The organism is Alkalihalophilus lindianensis (assembly GCF_032843265.1).
Classification (GTDB): domain Bacteria; phylum Bacillota; class Bacilli; order Bacillales; family Bacillaceae_D; genus Alkalihalophilus; species Alkalihalophilus lindianensis.
This window is the reverse complement of the sequence record NZ_JAWJBA010000002.1, coordinates 187,889-208,975: the sequence shown is the minus strand read 5'-3', so window position 1 is coordinate 208,975 and position 21,087 is coordinate 187,889. Positions and strand designations below refer to the sequence as shown.

The 21,087-nt window shown below is 41.2% G+C and carries 18 protein-coding genes; 13 read left to right on the top strand and 5 right to left on the bottom strand.

Annotated features, from left to right (window positions below; genetic code table 11):
* The first annotated feature begins 12 nt into the window (after window positions 1-12).
* The 4 genes from RYX56_RS07765 to RYX56_RS07755 all read left to right on the top strand — a co-directional run bounded on the left by RYX56_RS07765 (window position 13) and on the right by RYX56_RS07755 (window position 3,783).
* Window positions 13-1,308 (top strand): alpha-L-fucosidase, encoded by a 1,296-nt coding sequence (locus RYX56_RS07765; protein ID WP_317121504.1) that lies wholly within the window; start codon window positions 13-15, stop codon window positions 1,306-1,308.
* Between the two features lie 114 nt (window positions 1,309-1,422).
* Complete coding sequence (locus tag RYX56_RS07760; protein WP_317121503.1) at window positions 1,423-2,334, top strand: ROK family protein; 912 nt, start codon at window positions 1,423-1,425, stop codon at window positions 2,332-2,334.
* Between the two features lie 145 nt (window positions 2,335-2,479).
* Window positions 2,480-2,641, top strand: coding sequence for a sporulation histidine kinase inhibitor Sda (gene sda / locus RYX56_RS26530; protein WP_500660203.1), 162 nt, complete (start codon window positions 2,480-2,482; stop codon window positions 2,639-2,641).
* Window positions 2,642-2,724: 83 nt separating this feature from the next.
* Window positions 2,725-3,783 (top strand): Gfo/Idh/MocA family protein, encoded by a 1,059-nt coding sequence (locus tag RYX56_RS07755; protein WP_317121502.1) that lies wholly within the window; start codon window positions 2,725-2,727, stop codon window positions 3,781-3,783.
* 183 nt (window positions 3,784-3,966) lie between these two features.
* Here RYX56_RS07755 and RYX56_RS07750 read toward each other — a convergent pair whose 3' ends face one another.
* A complete protein-coding gene (locus tag RYX56_RS07750; RefSeq protein ID WP_317121501.1) occupies window positions 3,967-4,977 on the bottom strand; it encodes a DUF6612 family protein in 1,011 nt (336 codons plus the stop codon).
* Window positions 4,978-5,343: 366 nt separating this feature from the next.
* On the opposite strand from RYX56_RS07750, the gene cspD reads away from it, so the two are divergent.
* Both cspD and hpf read left to right on the top strand, forming a co-directional pair.
* Entirely contained in the window at window positions 5,344-5,541 is a 198-nt protein-coding gene (gene cspD / locus RYX56_RS07745; protein WP_034634086.1) for a cold-shock protein CspD, read from the top strand.
* A gap of 368 nt (window positions 5,542-5,909) precedes the next feature.
* Window positions 5,910-6,467 carry a ribosome hibernation-promoting factor, HPF/YfiA family gene (gene hpf / locus RYX56_RS07740; protein WP_047973919.1) on the top strand — a complete coding sequence of 186 codons (558 nt, stop codon included), beginning with the start codon at window positions 5,910-5,912 and terminating at the stop codon, window positions 6,465-6,467.
* Window positions 6,468-6,946: 479 nt separating this feature from the next.
* On the opposite strand, the gene RYX56_RS07735 is transcribed toward hpf, so the two are convergent.
* From RYX56_RS07735 to dcuS, 4 genes are all read right to left on the bottom strand, one after another.
* Entirely contained in the window at window positions 6,947-7,609 is a 663-nt protein-coding gene (locus tag RYX56_RS07735; RefSeq protein WP_317121500.1) for a glycoside hydrolase domain-containing protein, read from the bottom strand.
* Between the two features lie 109 nt (window positions 7,610-7,718).
* Entirely contained in the window at window positions 7,719-9,380 is a 1,662-nt protein-coding gene (locus RYX56_RS07730; protein ID WP_317121499.1) for an SLC13 family permease, read from the bottom strand.
* Between the two features lie 309 nt (window positions 9,381-9,689).
* Window positions 9,690-10,418, bottom strand: a complete 729-nt coding sequence (locus tag RYX56_RS07725; RefSeq protein ID WP_317121498.1) for a response regulator — start codon at window positions 10,416-10,418, stop codon at window positions 9,690-9,692.
* On the bottom strand, window positions 10,396-12,027 hold the full coding sequence (gene dcuS / locus RYX56_RS07720) for a DcuS/MalK family sensor histidine kinase (RefSeq protein WP_317121497.1): 1,632 nt from the start codon (window positions 12,025-12,027) through the stop codon (window positions 10,396-10,398). Before dcuS ends, RYX56_RS07725 begins: the two co-directional genes overlap by 23 nt.
* Window positions 12,028-12,284: 257 nt before the next feature.
* Here dcuS and secA point away from each other — a divergent pair, with 257 nt between their 5' ends.
* From secA to RYX56_RS07685, 7 genes are all read left to right on the top strand, one after another.
* Window positions 12,285-14,804 carry a preprotein translocase subunit SecA gene (gene secA, locus RYX56_RS07715; protein WP_317121496.1) on the top strand — a complete coding sequence of 840 codons (2,520 nt, stop codon included), beginning with the start codon at window positions 12,285-12,287 and terminating at the stop codon, window positions 14,802-14,804.
* A 108-nt stretch (window positions 14,805-14,912) separates the two neighbouring features.
* A protein-coding gene (gene prfB / locus RYX56_RS07710; protein WP_317121495.1) for a peptide chain release factor 2 occupies window positions 14,913-16,017 on the top strand; the annotation gives its coding sequence in 2 pieces (ribosomal slippage) (window positions 14,913-14,984 and window positions 14,986-16,017; 1,104 coding nt in all).
* A gap of 359 nt (window positions 16,018-16,376) precedes the next feature.
* Window positions 16,377-17,249, top strand: a complete 873-nt coding sequence (locus RYX56_RS07705; RefSeq protein WP_317121494.1) for a YitT family protein — start codon at window positions 16,377-16,379, stop codon at window positions 17,247-17,249.
* Window positions 17,250-17,323: 74 nt separating this feature from the next.
* Window positions 17,324-17,698 (top strand): c-type cytochrome, encoded by a 375-nt coding sequence (locus RYX56_RS07700; protein ID WP_317121493.1) that lies wholly within the window; start codon window positions 17,324-17,326, stop codon window positions 17,696-17,698.
* 294 nt (window positions 17,699-17,992) lie between these two features.
* The gene (ftsE, locus tag RYX56_RS07695) at window positions 17,993-18,679 is read left to right on the top strand and encodes a cell division ATP-binding protein FtsE (RefSeq protein WP_317121492.1); all 687 of its coding nucleotides are present in this window, start codon (window positions 17,993-17,995) and stop codon (window positions 18,677-18,679) included.
* Entirely contained in the window at window positions 18,669-19,562 is an 894-nt protein-coding gene (ftsX, locus tag RYX56_RS07690; protein ID WP_317121491.1) for a permease-like cell division protein FtsX, read from the top strand. Before ftsE ends, ftsX begins: the two co-directional genes overlap by 11 nt.
* 71 nt (window positions 19,563-19,633) lie before the next feature.
* Window positions 19,634-21,040, top strand: a complete 1,407-nt coding sequence (locus RYX56_RS07685; RefSeq protein ID WP_317121490.1) for a murein hydrolase activator EnvC family protein — start codon at window positions 19,634-19,636, stop codon at window positions 21,038-21,040.
* Window positions 21,041-21,087 lie beyond the last annotated feature (47 nt).

Here is a 21,087-nt window from a genome sequence, read left to right as displayed (position 1 = left end):
GGGGGATATTATATGAATAATGTATATAGCTGGCCAGAGAATTATGGTGATCCATCTTGGTTTTTATACGATAGGTTCGGGCTGTTTATTCATTGGGGATTATATTCTTTGAAGGCAAAAGATGAATGGATAATGACGCAAGAAAAAATCCCTAAAGAGAATTATGAAAACTATCTATCTCAGTTCTCTGCAGACTTATATGATGCTAGAAGCATTGTGAAGAAGGCTAAAGAATGCGGGATGAAATATATCGTTCTCACAACAAAGCATCATGAAGGTTTTGCGCTATGGGATAGTAAATACACAGATTACAAGATTACGAACTCGCCACATCAAAAAGATGTACTAAAGGAATTTGTCGATGCTTGTCGAGAAGAAAATGTGAAAATTGGTTTTTATCATTCTTTAATTGACTGGCACCATGAACACTTTACTATAGATGGATTACATCCTCAAAGAGATGAGGAAAGGGTGAAACAAGAGAAGAGGAATATGGCTGTTTATCAACAGTATTTGCATAATCAAGTAGAAGAACTAGTAACAAGTTACGGGAAGATTGATTACTTTTGGTTTGACTTTTCTTATGATGATAGAGATTGGGGATGGTCCAAAGGTAAAGGAGCAGAAGACTGGTTGGGGGAAGAACTAGAAGCACTTATTCTAAAGAACCAACCCCATATTTTGCTTAATAACCGTCTGGGTTTAAATCGAGGAGTATACACCCCAGAGCAATATCAGCCAACAAGTCCTTTGTATGATGCAAGTGGAAACAAGATGATATGGGAAGCTTGTCAAACATTTAATGAAAGATGGACATATAATCCAAATAACCTTCATCATAAATCTCCAGAAATGATCCTAAAGCTACTTATTGATACTGTTGCAAAAGATGGTAATTTCCTTATGAATTTCGGTCTAACTGCTAGAGGGGATTTTGATAAACTCTCATCTAGTGTAATGGATAAAATAGCAGAATGGATGAAATATCACAAGCAGTCTATACATGGAGCAGGTGCAAGTGAATTATCTCCTCCACAGGATTGCAGAATTACACAGAAGGGTGACACAATTTATCTTCATCTGTTCTCGTGGCCCTTTAGAACCGTTCATTTAAAAGACTTTGGGAGAGAAGTAGAATATGCACGCTTCCTTCACGATCATTCTGAAGTTTCTGTAAAGGTATTCGAGGAATCTGAAATCTTTCATCACGATGTCCCTGTTATAGAGAAAGACGAAACGGTTCTTGAGTTACCTGTAATTAAACCTGACTTATTAGTCCCTGTAATTGAAATGAAATTGAAAAACTAATTTTATTCACGAAATGAAACAACAACCGAGCTTAGAAGGTTAGCCTTGAAAACTATTTAGCACAAAGAGGTTGCTATTGGCTAACTGTGCTGCCTAAGGAGGTGGAGTGATAAAGTGAAGGTACTTGGTATAGATATAGGAGGAACAAAAATTAACATGGGAGTGGTTGACAGAGAGGGTAAGGTTTATACGACTCACACTATCCCAACTTCATTTCCTTTATACGAAACGTTGGAAAAAGAGATTATTCATTTGTTGTCAACCAACGAAGATGTTGAAGCTATTGGTATTGGAACAGCTGGATTAATTGACACCAAACACGGTAAAGTTTTGTATGCAAGTGACAACCTTCCTGGATGGAGTGGTACTGAGGTAAAGGCCCGGTTAGAAGCGGCTGTTAATCTAAATGTAGAGATTGATAATGACGCGAATGTAGCTGCATTGGCTGAAGTGAAATTAGGGGTGGCAAAAAACTTTAGCCGAGCATTACTTTTAACTTTAGGCACGGGTGTCGGCGGGGGTGTAATAATAAATGGACGAATCTTAACGGGACCTAATGGAGGGGTAGGAGAGTTTGGGCATATGATATTGTATCCAGGTGGAATCTTATGCTCTTGTGGGAGAAAAGGATGTAAGGAACAATATATATCAGGAAAAGCATTACAGCGTCGTATTCATGAAGCCGGTCTTTCTTATTCACCTGAAGAACTGATGAAGTATAAAGCTTCCATTCCTCAGGCAAAGGAAATTATTCGTTCCTACACATTTGATTTAGCAGTTAGTATTAGTTCATTGCAAGCTGCTTTGGATATAGAAGTTGTAGTACTTGGAGGTGGCGTTTCTGATTCAGCTGATTATTGGATAGAAGAGCTTAGGGAACAATTGAAACCATTACTGCTTAACCCACTAGAAGTGAAAGTGGCAACCTTTAAAAGCAATGCTGGTATGCTTGGAGCTGCCCAGTTAGTTTTAGATCAGATTAACGCTACTAATCTCATTGAAGATAGACATTGGTCAAGTATATGAAATTGTTTGATATTTTAGTTGAATAGCCAATTTTTATGGCTCTCGTTTTATGCACTAGGTTCTTGTATAAAGGGATTTTGATTCTCTAAATGGAGATTTTTGGAAACTAAAAATCAGGAATTTGGAAAGTGAGGAGTTAAAGGTAATGCAAGAATTAGATTATGAAACTCTGGTATGTGCTCATAATCAAGCTCTAAGCCATGGGTTAGATCCATATTTTATATTTTTGCTTAAAGAGGAAATAGAAGAAAGGGAACAGTATGACGACAACTTCTTATACAATTTTAAGGGTAGACTCCACACTTGATTAATCAAATTATAACAAGCTCAAGAGTTGTACTTTCTTATTACAATGCATGTTGATAGGGAGTAGGAAGGACTGATCTTATTTTGAATCGCTTACGAGTATGTGTGATAGGTACTGGATCAATATCAGATATGCATTTCCAATCTTATGCAAACAATCCCAATACTGTTTTATATGGCGTTTATAGTTCTTCAAGAAAACGGGCAGAAGAAAAAGCAAAAAAATATGGAATAACTCATATCTATAAAACCTTGGAAGAAGTTTATCAGGATCTTAATGTTGACGCTATAAGTATATGTACTTGGAATAATACTCATGCTGATATTTCTATTAATGCTTTAAAAAGCAGTAAACACGTGCTAGTAGAGAAACCGCTATCAATATCTGTTGAAGAAGCGTTGAAAGTGCAGGAAGCTACAATGAAGTATAATAAAACGTTACAGGTTGGTTTTGTAAGGAGATTTGCTACAAATACTAAAGTGTTAAAATCTTTTATTGATAGTGGAGCATTGGGCCAAGTTTATTATGCTAAAGCTTCATGTTTACGCCGTATAGGAAATCCAGGTGGATGGTTTGCGGATAAAGAGCGTTCTGGTGGTGGTCCAGTAATTGACCTTGGTATTCATCTAATCGACTTATGTTGGTATTTAATGGGGCGACCAAAGGTAAAGTCTATAACTGGTAACACTTACTATCAGCTTGGACATCGAGGAAATGTAGATAATTTATGTTTCTATAAAGCGGCAGAGTATGAAAAGGAAAATAACAGCGTTGAAGATATGGCAAATGCTCTTATCGCATTTGAGAATGGCGCTTCTTTAATGGTAGATGTTTCTTATACGCTACATGCTAAAAAGGATGAAATTCAAGTGAAATTATTTGGGACTAAGGGTGGAGCTGAATTAGAACCAGAGTTAATAATGGTGAGTGAAGAAAATGATACTATATTAAATATACATCCCCAAATTGATCATTTATCTTTTAATTTCCCCAATGCATTTCAAAATGAAATAGATTCATTTGTGGAATGTTGTTTAACTGGAACGGAATCAATTGCCCCTGTTGAGGACGGTGTTGAAATTATGAAGATGATAACAGGTATTTATGAAGCATCAGAAAAAAAAAGCATGGTGACATTTTAAAAGTGGATTCCTAACCTAATGTTGTGCAAAAGGTTTGTAAGTAGGTTTATCTTTTAGGGGAAGAGGGTTGTTATTCACCCTGGATAGAGAATCCTTCAAATTAAAATAACAGCACATGTCTTGATCCCTGCTGATCAAGACATGTGCTGTTTATTGTTATGAATATTACTTTATTTGAGTTACTTACTCATCCGTTTCTTCTTCCTCTAATTCAAACTCTGTTTCATCAAAGTCTTCGAAGTCTTCAAAGTCAAAGCTGAACTCCTCAGCAGAGTCGATGATTTCTTGTGGAACTTCAATACTATCAATTTCGTTAAAGTTAGAAAACGTTCCTGTTGATTGTTGAACCATTGAGATCGTTTCACCTTCTGCTTCCATTGAAAACTCCATCGCCATGTCGATCGCTTCTTGGTAGAACGTCTCTTTATTAATGTGGATCATGTAATCCATTCTTGTAATATCCATCATCGCTGTTAATTCACTTAGACCATCAGCCATTCCTTCACCAAGCATCATGTTTAGTTGATCCGCCATTTGATCGATTGATTGATCTGAACCTTCAATCGTAATGATGTAGTGATCTCCTTCTTCGGTCATCGTCAAGTTCTCAGTATAACTCTTCAACAGCTCAAGCTGCTCTTCTGGATTCATTTGCATTTCTTGTAAGGCAAGTAAATCTTGAGTGAACTCATCAGGATATTTAAACCACACATCTTCCATGCCATCATTCATGTACGCACCATCTTCAGTGAAATACACTTCTGCATTCATCGTCGCTTCTTCAAGCTCAGGCATTTGCATTGATGTTTGTTGGTAGAAAGCAAGTGGATTTTGGGTCGCATCCATTTTCATCTTCATTTGAGTTGTAAATGTTTCATCCTCACCAAGCGTTGTTTCTTGGTCCACGTCCATTTCAGTCGTGAAGCTTTCCACACCGTTCATTGCTTCAATCGACTTCGTTAAGATATCTTCAATGCTTAGTTCTTCAGAGTTTTCTTCTTCGGCTACCTCTTCATCAATAGGCTCCGTCTCTTCTTCGGCTTCTTCTGTTACGACTTCCTCTGTGGTCGCTTCTTCCTCAACATCCGCAGCTTCTACTTCTTGATCCTCTACCTCAGTTGTCGAAGATTCATTACAACCAGTCATGATCAGAAGAGCTACAATCCCAGCACCTAACCATTTCATTCTCTTCATTGATTCATCCCCTTTTAAAATTGCTCGCCTATGTCATTACTTATTTTACCAGAGAGTACCAGTTGAGAACAGTAGAAAGTTTTACTCAATTGGAAGAGAGGTGGAAATTCATTCTTTTTACTCATCTCATTTGTATGAGGAAGGACATAGTCAAACGCACGATTATAGGAGACCTTTACCCTATTGTACCTAGTTGTAAATAGAATAAAGCAAGCGTTTACAACTATTTTAGTATTATTGATTATGAATTTACTTTATTTTCTGTAAATTTATAGTTGAAAGCGTTTGACAACTAAATCTCGCGCTGCTATAGTAAAAGTGTGGAAATTATTCCACTGAATTAAGTTACGAAGGGAATGTGAAAACATGCAAGGAAAAGTTAAATGGTTTAATGCAGAAAAAGGTTTTGGTTTCATTGAGCGTGAGGATGGAGACGACGTATTCGTACACTTCTCAGCCATCAATTCTGATGGATTCAAGTCTTTAGACGAAGGTCAAGACGTTGAGTTTGAAATTGTTGAAGGTGCTCGCGGACCTCAAGCTGCAAACGTAGTTAAGCTTTAATTCACATTCCTGGGTAGGAAATGAACTTTAGCTGAACGATACAACCCATTCCGGTTTCGGGATGGGTTTTTATTATTTTAAAATAACTTATCATTAAAGTCGAAAATAGCCATGTCGAATGAAGGAAGTTTTGGAATGAGTGAAGCATGGTGAAAGGGAAAGGATAGGGGTAGGCAATACTCTAGATAGAATAAGGGATTTGAAGCTATAAGATAGGGAGTGGGCAGACGCTAACTTCCTATTAAATAATCGTTTGTAAACCCACTTTGTAGAAAGTTGTCACAATTTATTTATTTTTTTGAAGGTTTAAGAAGGAATGTCGGAAGGGTATATAGAATATTAAGTACATAGAAAAGGAGGAGTTCTTTATGAATTACAATATTCGTGGCGAAAACATCGAAGTAACTCCAGCATTACGCGACTATGTTGAGAAAAAGGTTGGTAAGCTAGAGCGCTATTTTGACACAACACCAGTAGCAGATGTAAATGTAAAAATGCAAGTGCTTAATAGCCAACACATTATCGAGGTTACCATTCCAATGCCTCAACTACTATTACGTGGTGAAGAAACCCACACTGATATGTACGCGGCAATTGATAAGGTGATTGAAAAGCTTGAACGACAAATTCGTAAGCACAAAACAAAAGTAAATCGTAAGTTCCGACAAGAAGGAAGCTTAAAATATATGTTCAAGAACGAGTTAGAACCTCTTGAGCAGGAAGAGCCAGAACCAGAGGATGGCGAGCTTGAAGTGGTTCGTACAAAGCGCTTCAACTTGAAACCTATGGATGCCGAGGAAGCGATTTTGCAAATGGATATGCTAGGCCATAACTTCTTCGTCTTCTCAAATGCAGTAAATGGCGACACAAGCGTAGTCTATCGTCGTAAAGACGGTAAGTACGGTCTGATCGAGCCAGAAGCTTAAGAGTATGCTTAAAAGGAGTGCAGCAGATGCTGTGCTCCTTTTGTTTGTTGGTAGGGCCTGCTTGGTGAGTAGTTATGAGCGCAATTTCTGATATATGAGCGAAGGGGGACCGGATATGAGCGCAATCTCTGTTATATGAGTGGAAGCGCGCCACACATGAGCGCTATTCTCGATTTATGAGCGGACGGACCATATATGAGCGATTTAGACTCATATATGAGCGATCGCCTCGCTCCGTGCGCTCCGCATATGAAATGAGCGCAATTTCCGATATATGAGCGAATGAGAGCCTGATATGAGCGCAATCTCTGTTATATGAGCGAAATCCCGCCCCACATGAGCGCTATTCTCGATTTATGAGCGGACGGACCAGATATGAGCGATTTAGACTCATATATGAGCGAACGCCGCTCTCCGTGCGCTCCGCATTTGGACGCCTCGCTCCGCATATAAACGAGCACCTCGCAAAAGATGGTGCTCTACCCCAACGCCTCATATAGTCTCGTCTCCATCAGCACCGTATCAATGGGACATACTTCCGAGTCGCGGCCATATTGCCACGCCCATACATTGGCATCGCAATCCGGGCGTGCTGGATTGTAGCGTGGGATGCGGTTTTTCGGACTCGTTCCGGGCTTGGGCTCTGCACTGAATATAACCGCTTGCTGGCCGACATTTTCACTTGCTGCAGCTGCTTCGCAGTACGCTGCATTAAAGCCACCTTCGACTGGGTCACCGTAGAAGCCGGGGCGGTATGGGCTCATATAGAAGGTGTCTACCCAGGCTGTGATCCAAGCGGCATCGACGTTGAAGAAGTTTTCAATATTAGCAAACACGAAGCTACCTTCACCAATGCCGAGACGCCTTGCTTGGAAAATGGCATTACGTGCGGCGACTCCACCGGCACGTTCACCGACTGCTTCACTGAAATTGTTATAGATAGGCATAATTTTCATACCTTGATCGCGGATATAGCGTATTTCTTCCGGTGTCAGCCCGTCACTCACATTTTCAATCGTGGTCAAGTAGCGGCCCCAAAAATCCGGCTGTCCGTACGAGGAGGTTACGCACTCATACAACTCTTGTGTGACAGCTGCGGCCGAATCTACCCCCCAATTTATACTGCGTCGATTTCGATACATGTAATGACCTCCTCCTTTATAGCCACGATATGCAAGATGGGTGTAGTTGGAAGGATGTCTAAACGAAAAAAATAGGAAACCGCCTATAAAAGACGATTTCCTATTTATCTTATAAACTGAATTCTGATGGTACAACGTTAAGGTCAATACCCCAGAATAATGGAACCATGAAATACACGGCAAGAACAATTAGGAAAGCGGCAATTAGGTTAATTAAGAACCCAACACGCACCATCTCTACAATTTTCAATTTACCGGTACCGAAAATGATCGCATTTGGAGGGGTACCAACTGGAAGCATGAATGCACAGTTAGCCGCCATCGCACAAGGAATCATTAAAGCAAATGGGTGGATGTTCAACGCAAGTGCTAATGACGCTACAACTGGGATAATCATTGTGGCTGTAGCTGTGTTTGATGTAATCTCTGTTAAGAAAAGAACGAATAGAGCTACAGCGGCAATCATCACGATTAAGTGTAAGCCATCAAGTACCGTCAGCTGTGTACCCATCCAGTCAGATAAACCTGTTTCTCTAAAACCAGCAGCGATCGCCAGACCACCACCAAATAGGAGCAGTACGCCCCACGGAATATCACGTGAATCTTTCCATTCTAAAATACGGGAACCGAATTTACGCTGTGTAGGGATAACGAATAGCAATACAGCGGCAAAAACAGCGATCATTCCATCGCGTATTTCTGGAACGAAATCAACCCAGATGAAATCGCGGGTGATCCACATAAATGCAGCAAAGGAGAATACTCCAGCAACTGCTTTTTCTTCGAATGAAATAATTCCAAGCTTACTGCGTTCGCCCTGGATTAAATCTCTGCCCCCTGGAAGTCCTTTAATGCTCATCTTAAATGCCATACGTCCAAGATACATCCATGCAATAAAGAGTAAAAGAATAACGACTGGAACCCCGACCATCATCCATCTTGCAAATGAGATTTCAACACCAAATAATTGCTGAGCTTGTGCAGCTAAGATGATGTTTGGAGGTGTCCCGATTAATGTACCAAGACCCCCGATTGTTCCGGCATATCCAACCCCGAAAATAAGAGCTTTTTCAAATTTAGGTAAATCACGTTCTTCTGGTTTGCCTTTAAGTGCTGCGGCAACTTGAGCTGTAATCGCAAGCCCCATCGGTACCATCATCATAACAGCTGCTGTGTTTGATACCCACATTGATAAAAAGGCTGTAGCGATCATGAAGCCGAGAAGAATGCGTTGGGTGCTTGTCCCAATAAACGCAATAATAGCAAGAGCCATCCGTTTGTGAAGATTCCATTTTTCCATTGCAGTGGCAATGAAGAAACCTCCTAAGAACAAGAAGATAATATCGTCACCATAGGCGGAGGTAACTGTTCCACCGTCAAGTGCTCCGGTTATCGGTAGCAAGAAAATTGGTAGAATCGATGTTGCTGGAATAGGAATTGCTTCTGTAATCCACCAGGTCGCCACCCATAATGTGATCGCAAGCACGGCTCTTGCTTCAAAGCTTAGCCCTTCTGGTGAGAAAAATAAAATGGTTAATAGAAATAAGGCTGGTCCTAAAATAAGACCGATTAACTGCGATTTTGAATACGATTGTTTAGGTTCTTGATCTTGTGGTGAAGTCGAGTTGTTTGTAGGACTCGCACTATGTGCACTAGACTTCGCTGCTTTGGCAGCGGATCCTTTTTGATAAGAAAAGACATTAAGTAGATTTTTCGTTTGACGATGTGAGTGCCACAAACCATTCCAAACATTAGCCACTGTTGTTTTCATCTTATAAGCCTCCCTCTCTGAAAGCGGTTTCTTTCTTTATATTCTGAATCATTTGAGTCTTATAGTATAGTTTTAGTAACTTTAATGCAGGCTTTTGTAACTAAAGAAAGCGGAAGAGGGGTTCTTTTTAGAAGTAGATTCCATATATTGTTAGTGTTTGCCTGAATAATCCTTTGTTTCGCCCGAATCATGGCCTATTTCGCCCGATTAAATGTTATTTCGCCTGAAAAACGTCTGAGTTCGCCTGAATCTAGCAATTGAGCGCTCAGTCAAAAGAGCATTAAAAAGCTACCGAAAACGCTCGGTAGCTTATTTCTCTTCATTTAAAATATCAATGACGTAATCGTACCCCGGGTGAGTGAGTTTATATTGATGAAGAGGTCGTCCGGTCCGTTGGTAATCAACGTCGAACAGTAAAATATCTGAATCGGTTAAGTACTGCAGGTATTTACGTAACGATACTCTTGAGATTCCGGTTGAATCAACCAAATCATTCGTTGAAAACCAGTCATTATGCTTGTTGATTTCCTTCAACACACGTAGATAGGTTTCTTTGGTAATCCCTTTTGGTAGAGGGAGGTCGGCTTTTGGGATGTCTTTATTTGAGTTTCCTTTCGTTAAAAATAAACGATCGACTTCCTCTTGTTGAATCGATTCTTTTTTCATGTCAGTAAAAGTTTGCTTGTAGCGCAAGAGTGCATCTTGGAAGCGATCAAATTCAAACGGCTTAATTAAATAATCAACTGCTCCAAAGCGGAGGGCGGTTTGAATCGAACCACGATCGTTTGCTGAGGAGACGACGATCACATCAACGGGATGATTGACGCGTCTTAACTCCATTAATAGGTCGAGTCCATTTTCATTCGTCATATAGACGTCGAGTAAAATCAGATCAATCGGTTCTTCTTTTAAATACGTCCAGCCTTCGTCGATGCCTCTGGCGACACCGACAAGCTTAAACTCAGGAATGCGTTCAACGAAGATGGCGTTAAATTTCGCAACCATCGGATCATCTTCAATAATAAGTACTCGTATCATGGTTGGTATAGGGAATCCTTGCCTTAAAGGTCATCCCTTCTCCTTTCTCTGATTCAATCTCTAACTTACCGTGCGTGCGGGTAATTGCTTCTTGAATTAAATACATTCCGTAGCCACGGTCACCACTTTTGGTTGATTTCTTTTTTTGTAGCCATGTTTCTGGGTGGTCAGTTTCTAATCCTGGTCCATTATCAATAACGGTCCACTCTAGGTTGTTATCATCTGAGTAGGTGAGATCAATCTGAAGCTCTTGTTCGTCTTGGTCTTTTATCGCTTCATAGGCATTGTCGAGTGAGTTACCAATGACGGTGATCAAGGAATCCAGTACTTCTGGCTGCTTAATCGAAGGCCAAGGCATCTCGCCTGTTAAATCAATCTCAACTCCTTGTTCTTCAAGAAAACTCAGCTTATTTAAAAGATAGCCTGCAAGCACCGGGTCTTTGACATAGTCTGAGATCCAGCCGACATCCTTTTGATAAAAGTCTGAGATTGTGTTGATATAGGATTGAAGCTCATCGTACGATTCGGTGTATACCATTGCAGAAATGACATGAAGCTTATTCATAAACTCATGCGTGTGCCCACGCAGTGTTTCAGCATAGGTTTTAGCACCTGATAATTGCTCGAGCATAACAGTGAGCTCGGTTTTATCACGGAATGTTGCGAGTGCCCCAACAAGTTTACCAGCTGTTTTGACTGGTACATGGTTGATGACGATTTCCATTTGATTCAACTTCTCTGGTTGATCGAGCTTCATTTCTTCATGAACGAGTACATCATGCAAGCGTGTGTTAGGCATAAAGGATGCGACATGTTGCCCGATTGGGTCTCCTCTTAGGCCGGCTCGATTAAACATGCTTAAAGCTGCTCGGTTTACGACGACAATTTTTCCTGAATCATCAATCGCAATGACGCCTTCTCGAACAGAAGCGAGCATTGCTTCGCGTTCTTTTAACAGTTGCGAAATTTCTCTTGGCTCAAGCCCATTTAAGGCATTTTTGACTTTTTGCGCTAAAAGAAGGGCTCCGATCATGCCGACAACGAGGCCAAGGGTGAGTCCGTATAAAATATATTTCTGACTATCAAAGATCGTTGCGCGAATTTGACTGGTTAGAATGCCAGTTGATACGACTCCGATTTGTTCTTCGCCATCATAGACGGGCACGAACGCACGCATCGATTCTCCTAATGTACCTACTGCCACCGAGGTGTAAGATTCCCCTTCCAAAGCACGGTCTTGATCATCCCCAATAAAACGTTGTCCAATTAATGCTTCATTTGGGTGAGAGAGCCGAATGCTATTCATATCCATGACGACGATATAGTGCACGTCGGTAAGGGCTTGAACTTCCTTTGTAAAGGCTTGCACAGAACCACTGTCGTCACCATTTCGGAGGCCGTTGATCACATCAGGTGTTTGTCCAATCGTAGCGGCGATCGTTCTCGCTTTTTCTTCTAACGTTCTCTCGGTCCGTTGAGCAGAGTCATAGCCAACGAGTAAACCCGTTAACAGAAGCGCAATAATCACAACAATTGAAACAAGTAGAATAATCAGAGTTTTTAATTGATAAGGTTTCTTCTTTTTTACATAATTGAACGGTTTGGCCATAGTTCTTTCCTCATTCGTGTGTCTATTTCCTTCTACTATACCAAATGCAGCTATTTAATAGGAAAAGAGTTTTGAAGTCAGACCTGTCATGTCGCAAAAAGTGTAAGACTGTGGGACGGTGTCGACATCTTCTAGGCGGCACGGTGGTAATTGCCTTGTAAGGGTAGATTTAACCTGTTAAAATTAGCATTAGTGAGATAATGCTTCACGTTCATAGAAAAAGTGTGTATGAGCTGAATGAAGAGAGGGCGAATTCAATGCTAGGACTACTTAAGAAAGTTATCGGTGATCCAAGTCAGCGTCAAGTAAAGAAAAATGAGAAGATTGTAGATCAAATTGATGCGTTGGCCGATGATATGAAAAAGCTATCAGATGACGGTCTTCAAAAGAAAACAGCAGAATATAAAGAGCGTCTTGAAAAAGGCGAAACATTAGATGATTTATTACCAGAAGCCTTCGCTACGGTACGAGAGGCGTCTACTCGTGTTCTAGGGATGACTCCTTATCGCGTGCAGCTATTAGGTGGTATTGCCTTGCACCAAGGAAATATATCTGAAATGAAAACAGGGGAAGGTAAAACATTAGTTGGAACCCTACCTGTTTATTTAAATGCGTTAGCTGGCAAAGGTGTTCATGTGGTTACAGTCAATGAATACTTAGCTCGTCGTGATTGTGAAATGATGGGTGAGCTTTATCGTTTTCTTGGATTAACCGTTGGCTTAAATGAGTCAGGGTTAACAAAAGAAGAGAAAGCAGAAGCGTATCGTGCAGATATTACATACAGCACGAATAACGAGCTTGGCTTTGATTATCTTCGTGATAATATGGTTCTTTACAAAGAGCAGATGGTGCAACGTCCACTGAATTTTGCTCTTGTCGATGAGGTCGATTCGATCTTGGTGGATGAAGCAAGAACGCCATTAATCATTTCAGGTTCTGTTGAGCGTTCTACTCAACTTTATACACAAGCAAACTCGTTTATCCGTGTGTTGAAAGCAGAAGAAGATTACACGTTCGACGAAAAAACAAAAGCCGTTCAATTAACAGAGGAAGGCGTTTCAAAAGCAGAGCGCGCCTTTGGAATTGAAAACTTATATGATCAAAAACATGTTCAATTAAACCACCATTTAAATCAATCATTAAAAGCACATGTCGTGATGCAACGTGACGGCGATTATGTTGTAGAAGATGGCGAAGTAGTCATTGTTGACCAATTTACAGGTCGTCTAATGAAAGGTCGTCGCTATAGCGATGGTCTACACCAAGCCATTGAAGCAAAAGAAGGCATGCAGATTCAACGTGAGAGCATGACGCTAGCTTCGATTACGTTCCAGAACTACTTCCGTATGTACCAAAAGCTTGCTGGTATGACCGGTACAGCAAAAACGGAAGAAGAAGAATTCCGCAATATTTACGGAATGGACGTTATGGTTATTCCAACAAATAAACCAATCGCGCGTGAGGATCGACCTGATCTTATTTATAAGACAATGGAAGCGAAGTTTAAAGCGGTTGTCACTGAGATTGAAGCTTTTCATAAAAAAGGACAACCAGTGCTTGTTGGTACAGTAAGTGTTGAGACATCAGAGCTAGTTTCAAAATTACTAAACAAACGTCGCGTACCTCACCACGTACTAAATGCGAAAAACCATGAGCGTGAGGCTGATATTATTGAAGGTGCAGGTCAGCAAGGGGCGGTAACGATCGCAACAAACATGGCCGGCCGTGGTACGGATATCAAGCTAGGTGATGGTGTTCGTGAGCTTGGTGGCTTACATGTACTTGGTACGGAGCGTCATGAGAGTCGTCGTATTGATAATCAGTTACGCGGTCGTGCTGGTCGTCAAGGAGATCCAGGTTCATCGCAATTCTACCTTTCAATGGAAGATGAATTAATGCGTCGCTTCGGTTCTGATAATATGCGTTCGATGATGGAACGTCTTGGTATGGAAGAAGACCAACCGATCGAGAGCCGTCTCGTTTCCCGTGCTGTTGAAACGGCACAAAAACGAGTGGAAGGAAACAACTTCGATGCTCGTAAACAAATTCTTCAATATGATGATGTTATGCGCGAGCAACGTGAGATTATCTACAAGCAACGTATGGAAGTGCTTGAGTCTGACAACTTACGTAAAATTGTTGAGACAATGATTAAAGATGTGATCGATCGTACGGTTCGCCTGCATACACCAGAGAGTGAAGTGCCAGAGGATTGGGATCTAATGGCAGTTGTCAACTACATGAATGCGAACCTTCTGCAAGAAGGCGAGCTTGATGAAAAGAATATTAAAGGCTTAGACCCTGAAGAAATGGTTGAATTAATCACGGAGAAAGTGGTTGCTCGTTATAACGAAAAAGAAGAGCAGTTCACTCCTGAACATATGCGTGAGTTTGAGAAGGTTATTATGCTTCGTACCGTTGATCGCAAATGGATGAACCATATCGACCAAATGGATCAGCTGCGTCAAGGTATCCACCTTCGTGCGTATGGTCAAAATGATCCATTACGTGAATATCGTTTTGAAGGATTCGAAATGTTTGAAGCGATGATTGCTTCGATTGAAGAAGAAGTGTCGATGTACATCATGAAAGCGCAAGTCCAACAAAACCTTGAGCGTCAAAAGGTGGCAGAAGGAAAAGCGGTTCATCAAGATACATCAAAACAAGAGCCTAAAAAGAAAAAGCCAATCCGTAAAGGTGAAGTAATCGGACGTAATGATGCGTGCATTTGCGGAAGTGGTAAGAAATATAAAAACTGCTGCGGGGCTGCAAAATAATCGTTTCCTAGCATATGCTTTATCAAGGTGGAGTCCCGCAACCTGCGGGCTCCTTTTAGCCTTTTTGACCCAAAATATGGCAAGGTATTATTTAGATGAGGTGAGAAGATGGAATTAGTAGAAGTAAAGCAAGAACTAGCGTCAATGGTAAAACGATTAGAAGACTTTAGGGGGTCTCTTTGACTTAGAAGCCAAGCAAGAACGTATGGCTGAGCTCGATGAATTTATGACGGACCCTGACTTTTGGAATGATCAAGAATCAGCTCAAACTGTGATTAACGAATCAAATGCCTTAAAAGAACAAGTCAACGTTTTCTTAGAGCTTGAAGAAGAGTATGAGAACCTTGAAGTCTCTTATGAGCTTGTAAAAGAAGAAGCTGACGAGGGTTTGGAGAAAGAACTCGAGGCAGGCGTAAAGGATTTAGCTACGCGTTTAAATGAGTTCGAACTCCAGCTTCTTTTAAGTGAGCCATATGATAAAAACAATGCAATTCTTGAGTTGCATCCAGGTGCTGGTGGAACGGAATCTCAAGACTGGGCATCGATGCTTCTTCGTATGTATACGCGCTGGTCTGAACAACGCGGCTTTAAAGTCGAGACGATGGACTATTTAGCAGGCGATGAGGCAGGTGTGAAGAGCGTAACCCTTCTCATCAAAGGCCATAATGCCTATGGCTATTTAAAAGCAGAAAAAGGAGTACATCGCCTTGTTCGTATTTCACCATTTGACTCATCAGGACGTAGACACACCTCATTCGTATCATGTGAAGTGATGCCGGAGCTTGATGATACGGTTGATATCGACATTCGTACAGAGGATTTAAAAGTTGATACGTACCGAGCAAGCGGTGCGGGCGGGCAGCATATCAACACAACGGACTCTGCCATCCGAATTACTCACTTACCTACAAACACGGTCGTAACATGTCAGAACGAACGTTCACAGATTAAAAACCGTGAATCAGCAATGAAAATGTTAAAGGCTAAATTGTATCAATTAGAGATCGAAAAGCAACAACAAGAGCTAGATGAGATTCGTGGCGAGCAAAAGGATATCGGCTGGGGAAGCCAAATTCGCTCCTACGTCTTCCACCCATATAGTCTCGTGAAAGACCACCGTACCAACTTTGAAATTGGGAACACAAATGGCGTCATGGACGGAGATTTAGAAGGATTTATCAATGCCTACCTCCGTTCATCGTTGAAGATGTAAGCTGGGAAGACTGTTCTGTGGAACAGTCTTTTTTGGTGTAGAGCTTGTGCGGAGCGGGGCAGGGATTTCGCTCATATCAGCTTTCAACTCGCTCATATGTGGGGCATTCGCACATAAAAAGCCAAATCCGCACATAAGAGCGACGAATGCGCTCATAAAAGAGGAATAGCGCCCATATCAGGTCCCAGCTCGCACATAAGGCGGGGAATAGAGCCCATATCGATATATGAGCGGAGAGCCAGAAAGAACCGCACAAGCCCTTTACCGCATTAGCACAATCGCATTTACAGCGTGGGGGCGTGGTGCTATACTACCGAAGGATTTAGGACATACTATGAAGAAAAGTGAGTGTGACAAGCATGGGGAAAACGAAGAGACGGCGTGAGCCACGCAGCCGTTTAATGCAAGGAATGATTGATTATACGTATATTTTAATTGGTTCAGCAATCGTGGCATTAGCATTTAATTTATTTTTACTACCGAATAAAATTGCATCGGGTGGCGTCAGCGGGATTAGTACGATTTTGACTTATACGGTCGGTTTTGAGCCAGCCTACACACTATGGGCTTTCAATATTCCGTTATTTATTTTAGGTCTGTTTTTACTTGGTGGCTTTAAATATGGAGCGAAAACGTTAGTCGGGACAATCTTTTTACCATTTATCGTTTTCATTTCAAGAGATTGGTCGGTCGGCATTGAGGATCCACTCCTTGGGGCTTTATTTGGTGGAATCGGTGTAGGGCTTGGTCTTGGGACTGTGTTCCGTGCAAATGCAAGCACGGGTGGAACAGATTTAGCGGCACAAATTTTTAATAAATATTCGGGTGTGTCACTCGGGCTCTGTGTGTTTGCAATAGATGGTCTGATTGTCGCGACGTCAGCTGTCGTTTTTGGTCTAGAATTAGCACTTTATGCCTTAATTGCATTATTTGTTACAGGAAAGACGATTGATTTAGTGCAAATGGGGGTAGGATATGCAAAGGTAGCTCTTATTATCTCTGATCATCAAGAGGAAGTTCGCCAAAGCATCTTAAAAGATGTCGATCGTGGCGTTACGAAGCTAAGTGGACAGGGTGGCTATACGGATGCTGAACGTCCTGTGTTAATGTGTGTGGTTAACCAGCAGGAGGTCACAAAATTGAAACAAATTGTCCGAGCCGTTGATCCAAAAGCATTTGTTATTGTTACGAACGCAACTGAGGTGCTAGGAGAAGGATTCAAACGAGCGTAAGGGGTAATAAATCGGCTATAATAAGTAGATGGGAATATCCCCATAACTATCCAATTGAAAAGGAGGAATACATCATGAAAAAATTTCTACTAGCACTTGGTTTAGTCGTTACTCTTACAGCATGTGGCGGCGGTGACGAGGCAGCTCCACCAGTTGATGAGGAATCTCCAGCAGTGGATGAAGCTCCTGAGAGTGAAGAAGGAGCAACAGATGAGGATGCAACAGCAGGTGATTACGATGCTGATTCAGCTCGCGCTACATATGAGCAAAGCTGTATCGCATGTCACGGCGGCGATCTTGAAGGTATGTCTGGTCCAGCTCTAGAAGGAACTGGCCTATCAGCAGCTGAAATTGAAGACATCATTCATAATGGACAAGGCTCAATGCCTGCTCAAAACTTAGAAGATGATGATGCGGCTAACCTTGCTGCTTGGCTTTCAGAGCAATAAAATGATAAGATCTATTCTCTCATGAGAGTAGATCTTTTTTTTGTGAAAACGAGACCAATTTCTCATGTTTTTTTACATTCACTCGATCTATTGAAATGAAAATGTAACATAAATGAACATGCACAAGTTTTAAATAATGGTATAATGGGTAAGCAAACCGACAGATTAGGTGAGCATTCTACAAAAAATACAGACTTCAAAAGGTCGTATTAAGTTGCTTAAGAAAGCAGCGTTCGTAGGAATCATGAAGGTTAATAGACACCATGAGAGACTGAACGCAAGGAAGTGATAGTGTTGATCGAAATGAAAGATGTTTGGAAGATGTATCCAAACAATGTTCATGCCATTAATGGAATTAATATAAAAATTGAAAAAGGTGAATTCGTTTATGTTGTAGGACCCAGTGGTGCTGGTAAGTCTACATTCATTAAAATGATGTACCGAGAAGAACGTCCAACAAAAGGTGATATTCTTATTGATGAGACGAATCTTTCGAAAATAAAAGAGAGACATATTCCTCTTTTACGTCGAAGAATCGGGGTTGTTTTCCAAGACTTCAAGCTTCTTTCAAGTTTAACAGTCTATGAAAACGTCTCATTCGCCCTAGAAGTTATCGAGGAGAATCCGGCTGTTATTAAGCGGAAAGTAATGGATGTTCTTGATATCGTTCATCTTAAAAATAAAGCAAGGGCGCTGCCGGATGAGTTATCTGGTGGTGAGCAGCAGCGTGTAGCGATTGCTCGAGCGATTGTCAACCGTCCAGATGTGCTGATTGCAGATGAGCCTACAGGGAATCTTGATCCTGATACAGCATGGGAGATCATGGATATCTTAGAGGATATTAATCAGCGCGGTACAACTGTAGTGATGGCAACTCATAACCAAGGCATCGTAAACACGATCAAAAAACGAGTGATCGCGATTGAAAGTGGACGAGTCGTACGTGATCAGGCAAGGGGGGACTACGGTTATGAAATTTAGAACCCTCGGGCGTCATGTGAAAGAAGGAACGAAGAACCTCGGCCGGAACGGCTGGATGACATTTGCATCGATTAGTGCCGTTACTGTTATGTTGTTTGTTGTAGGGGCTTTCTTACTCTTAATCTTAAATGCTAATAGTTTTGCTGATAGTGTGGAAGATGACGTTGAGATCAGAGCCTATATTGAGCTTACCGCAACACCTGAACAGCAAGAAGAACTAAAAGAGGAAATAGAGGCCACCGAGAATGTTGAAGGTGTGACCTTTTTAAGTAAAGATGAAGGACTCGATCAGTTAATTGATAGTTTAAATGATGCAGGTGGAGCGTTCGAATCGATTCGTGAAGAGAATCCATTAAATGACGCGTTCGTCGTCAGAGCAACAAGTCCTCAATTAACAGAGTCAGTAGCAAGTGAGGTTGAAGAGTTACCGTATGTCGAATCCGTCAACTATGGACAAGGATTTGTTGAGCGACTTTTCGCCTTTACAGAATTAGCTCGTACAATCGGGATTATCCTTATTGTTGGGATGATGTTTACGGCAATGTTCTTAATTGCCAACACGATTAAAATTACAATTATTGCTAGAAAACGAGAAATTCAAATTATGAAACTCGTAGGGGCAACAAATGGATTCATTCGCTGGCCATTTTTTGTAGAAGGAATGTTACTTGGAATCGTTGGTTCCTTAATACCGATCCTTGCTTTAGGATTTGGATATGCCTACCTCTACTCAAGATTTGGACAACAGTTTGAAACATTATTCTTTTCGTTGTTACCGCCATTCCCATACTTGTGGCAAATTGCTGCGCTCCTAATTGGAATTGGAGCCTTTATTGGTGTGTGGGGAAGCGTGATGTCAGTACGTAAATTCTTAAAAGTTTAGTAGAATATGAATGTAGATGAAATGGTAGCAGCGATGGCTGCTACCTTACATATGAGGGGGAGCAAGGTCGAATGAGGAGAAGAATCGGATTAGTCGCAGCAGCTGCAATACTTACGTTTAGTTCATTTGGGTTCACTAGTACATCTGATGTAGCTCATGCTAATAGTGATCTTAAAAATCAGATCTCTGATGTTCAACGTGAACAACAACAAAACTCAGAAAAAGCAAACCAAACAGAAGCAGAGATCGCTGAGATTGAAAGTGAATTAGCAGAGGTTAATGCTGAAATGCAAGAGATTGATGAAAAGATGTCAGAAACGAATCAAAAGCTACGTGAAAAGCGTGCAGAGATTGAAGAGACTCGTGAGCATATTGAACAACTGCAAGAGGAGATTGTGATTTTAGAAGAGCGTATCGCTGAACGCGATGAGTTATTAAAGGATCGCGCTCGTTCTATGTACCAATCAGGTGGTTCGATTGATTACCTTGAAGTGATTCTTGGTTCAAAAGATTTTGGTGATTTTCTTGATCGTATCAGTGCATTGACGGTTATTGCTCAACAAGACCGCAGTATTTTAGAAGCACATATGGAAGATCACTTAGCTCTTGAAGATGCGAAAGAGCAAGTGGAAGAAGAGCTTGCTAATTTAGAGCAACAGTTAATCGAGCTTGAAGAGCTAAGTGCGCAACTAGAAGAACAACGTCAAGAAAAAGACCGTCTTCTTGGTCAACTTGAACAAAAAGAAGGCGAGCTTCATACGGATCTAGGAAACTTAGATAATGAAAATGAAATCTTAAAACAACAAGAAGCAGCACTACAGCAGCAACTTGCTGAATACGAAGCAGAGCAAGAACGTAAGCGTCAAGAAGAAGAGAAACGCAAGCAAGAGGAAGCGGCAGCAGCTGAAGCAGCTAAAAAAGCAGCAGCAGCCCAACAAACAACATCTAGAAGTTCAGATTCAAGCTCTAGCTCGAATTCTAGCTCTAGTTCAAACTCAAACTCATCAAATTCAAGTTCAAATGCCAGCAGCAACACTCAACATAGTGCACCTGCTGTAACGAACTCTGGATTTATGCGTCCGGCAACGGGTACCATTACCTCAACTTACGGACCTCGTTCATCATTTGGTGGCCGTATGCACCACGGTATTGATATCGGTAAAAATGGTCGTACAGGTGATGTTCCAATTGTCGCAGTAGCAGATGGACAAGTTGTTCAGTCTTACTATTCTTCAAGTTATGGAAACACTGTATTAATCTCGCATATGGTTAATGGCAAGCAAATCACTACATTATATGCACACTTAGAGAACCGTGAAGTAAGTGCAGGTCAAAGTGTGTCAAAAGGTCAACGCCTAGGTATGATGGGTAACACTGGCCGTTCATTTGGACCACATTTACACTTTGAAGTACATGAAGGTGGCTGGAACGGAGCGAAATCAAACTCTGTTGACCCTATGAAATATATTCCACGTTAAGAATGACCTTTAAATACCAAAAGCACAACTTGTAAACTTACAAGTTG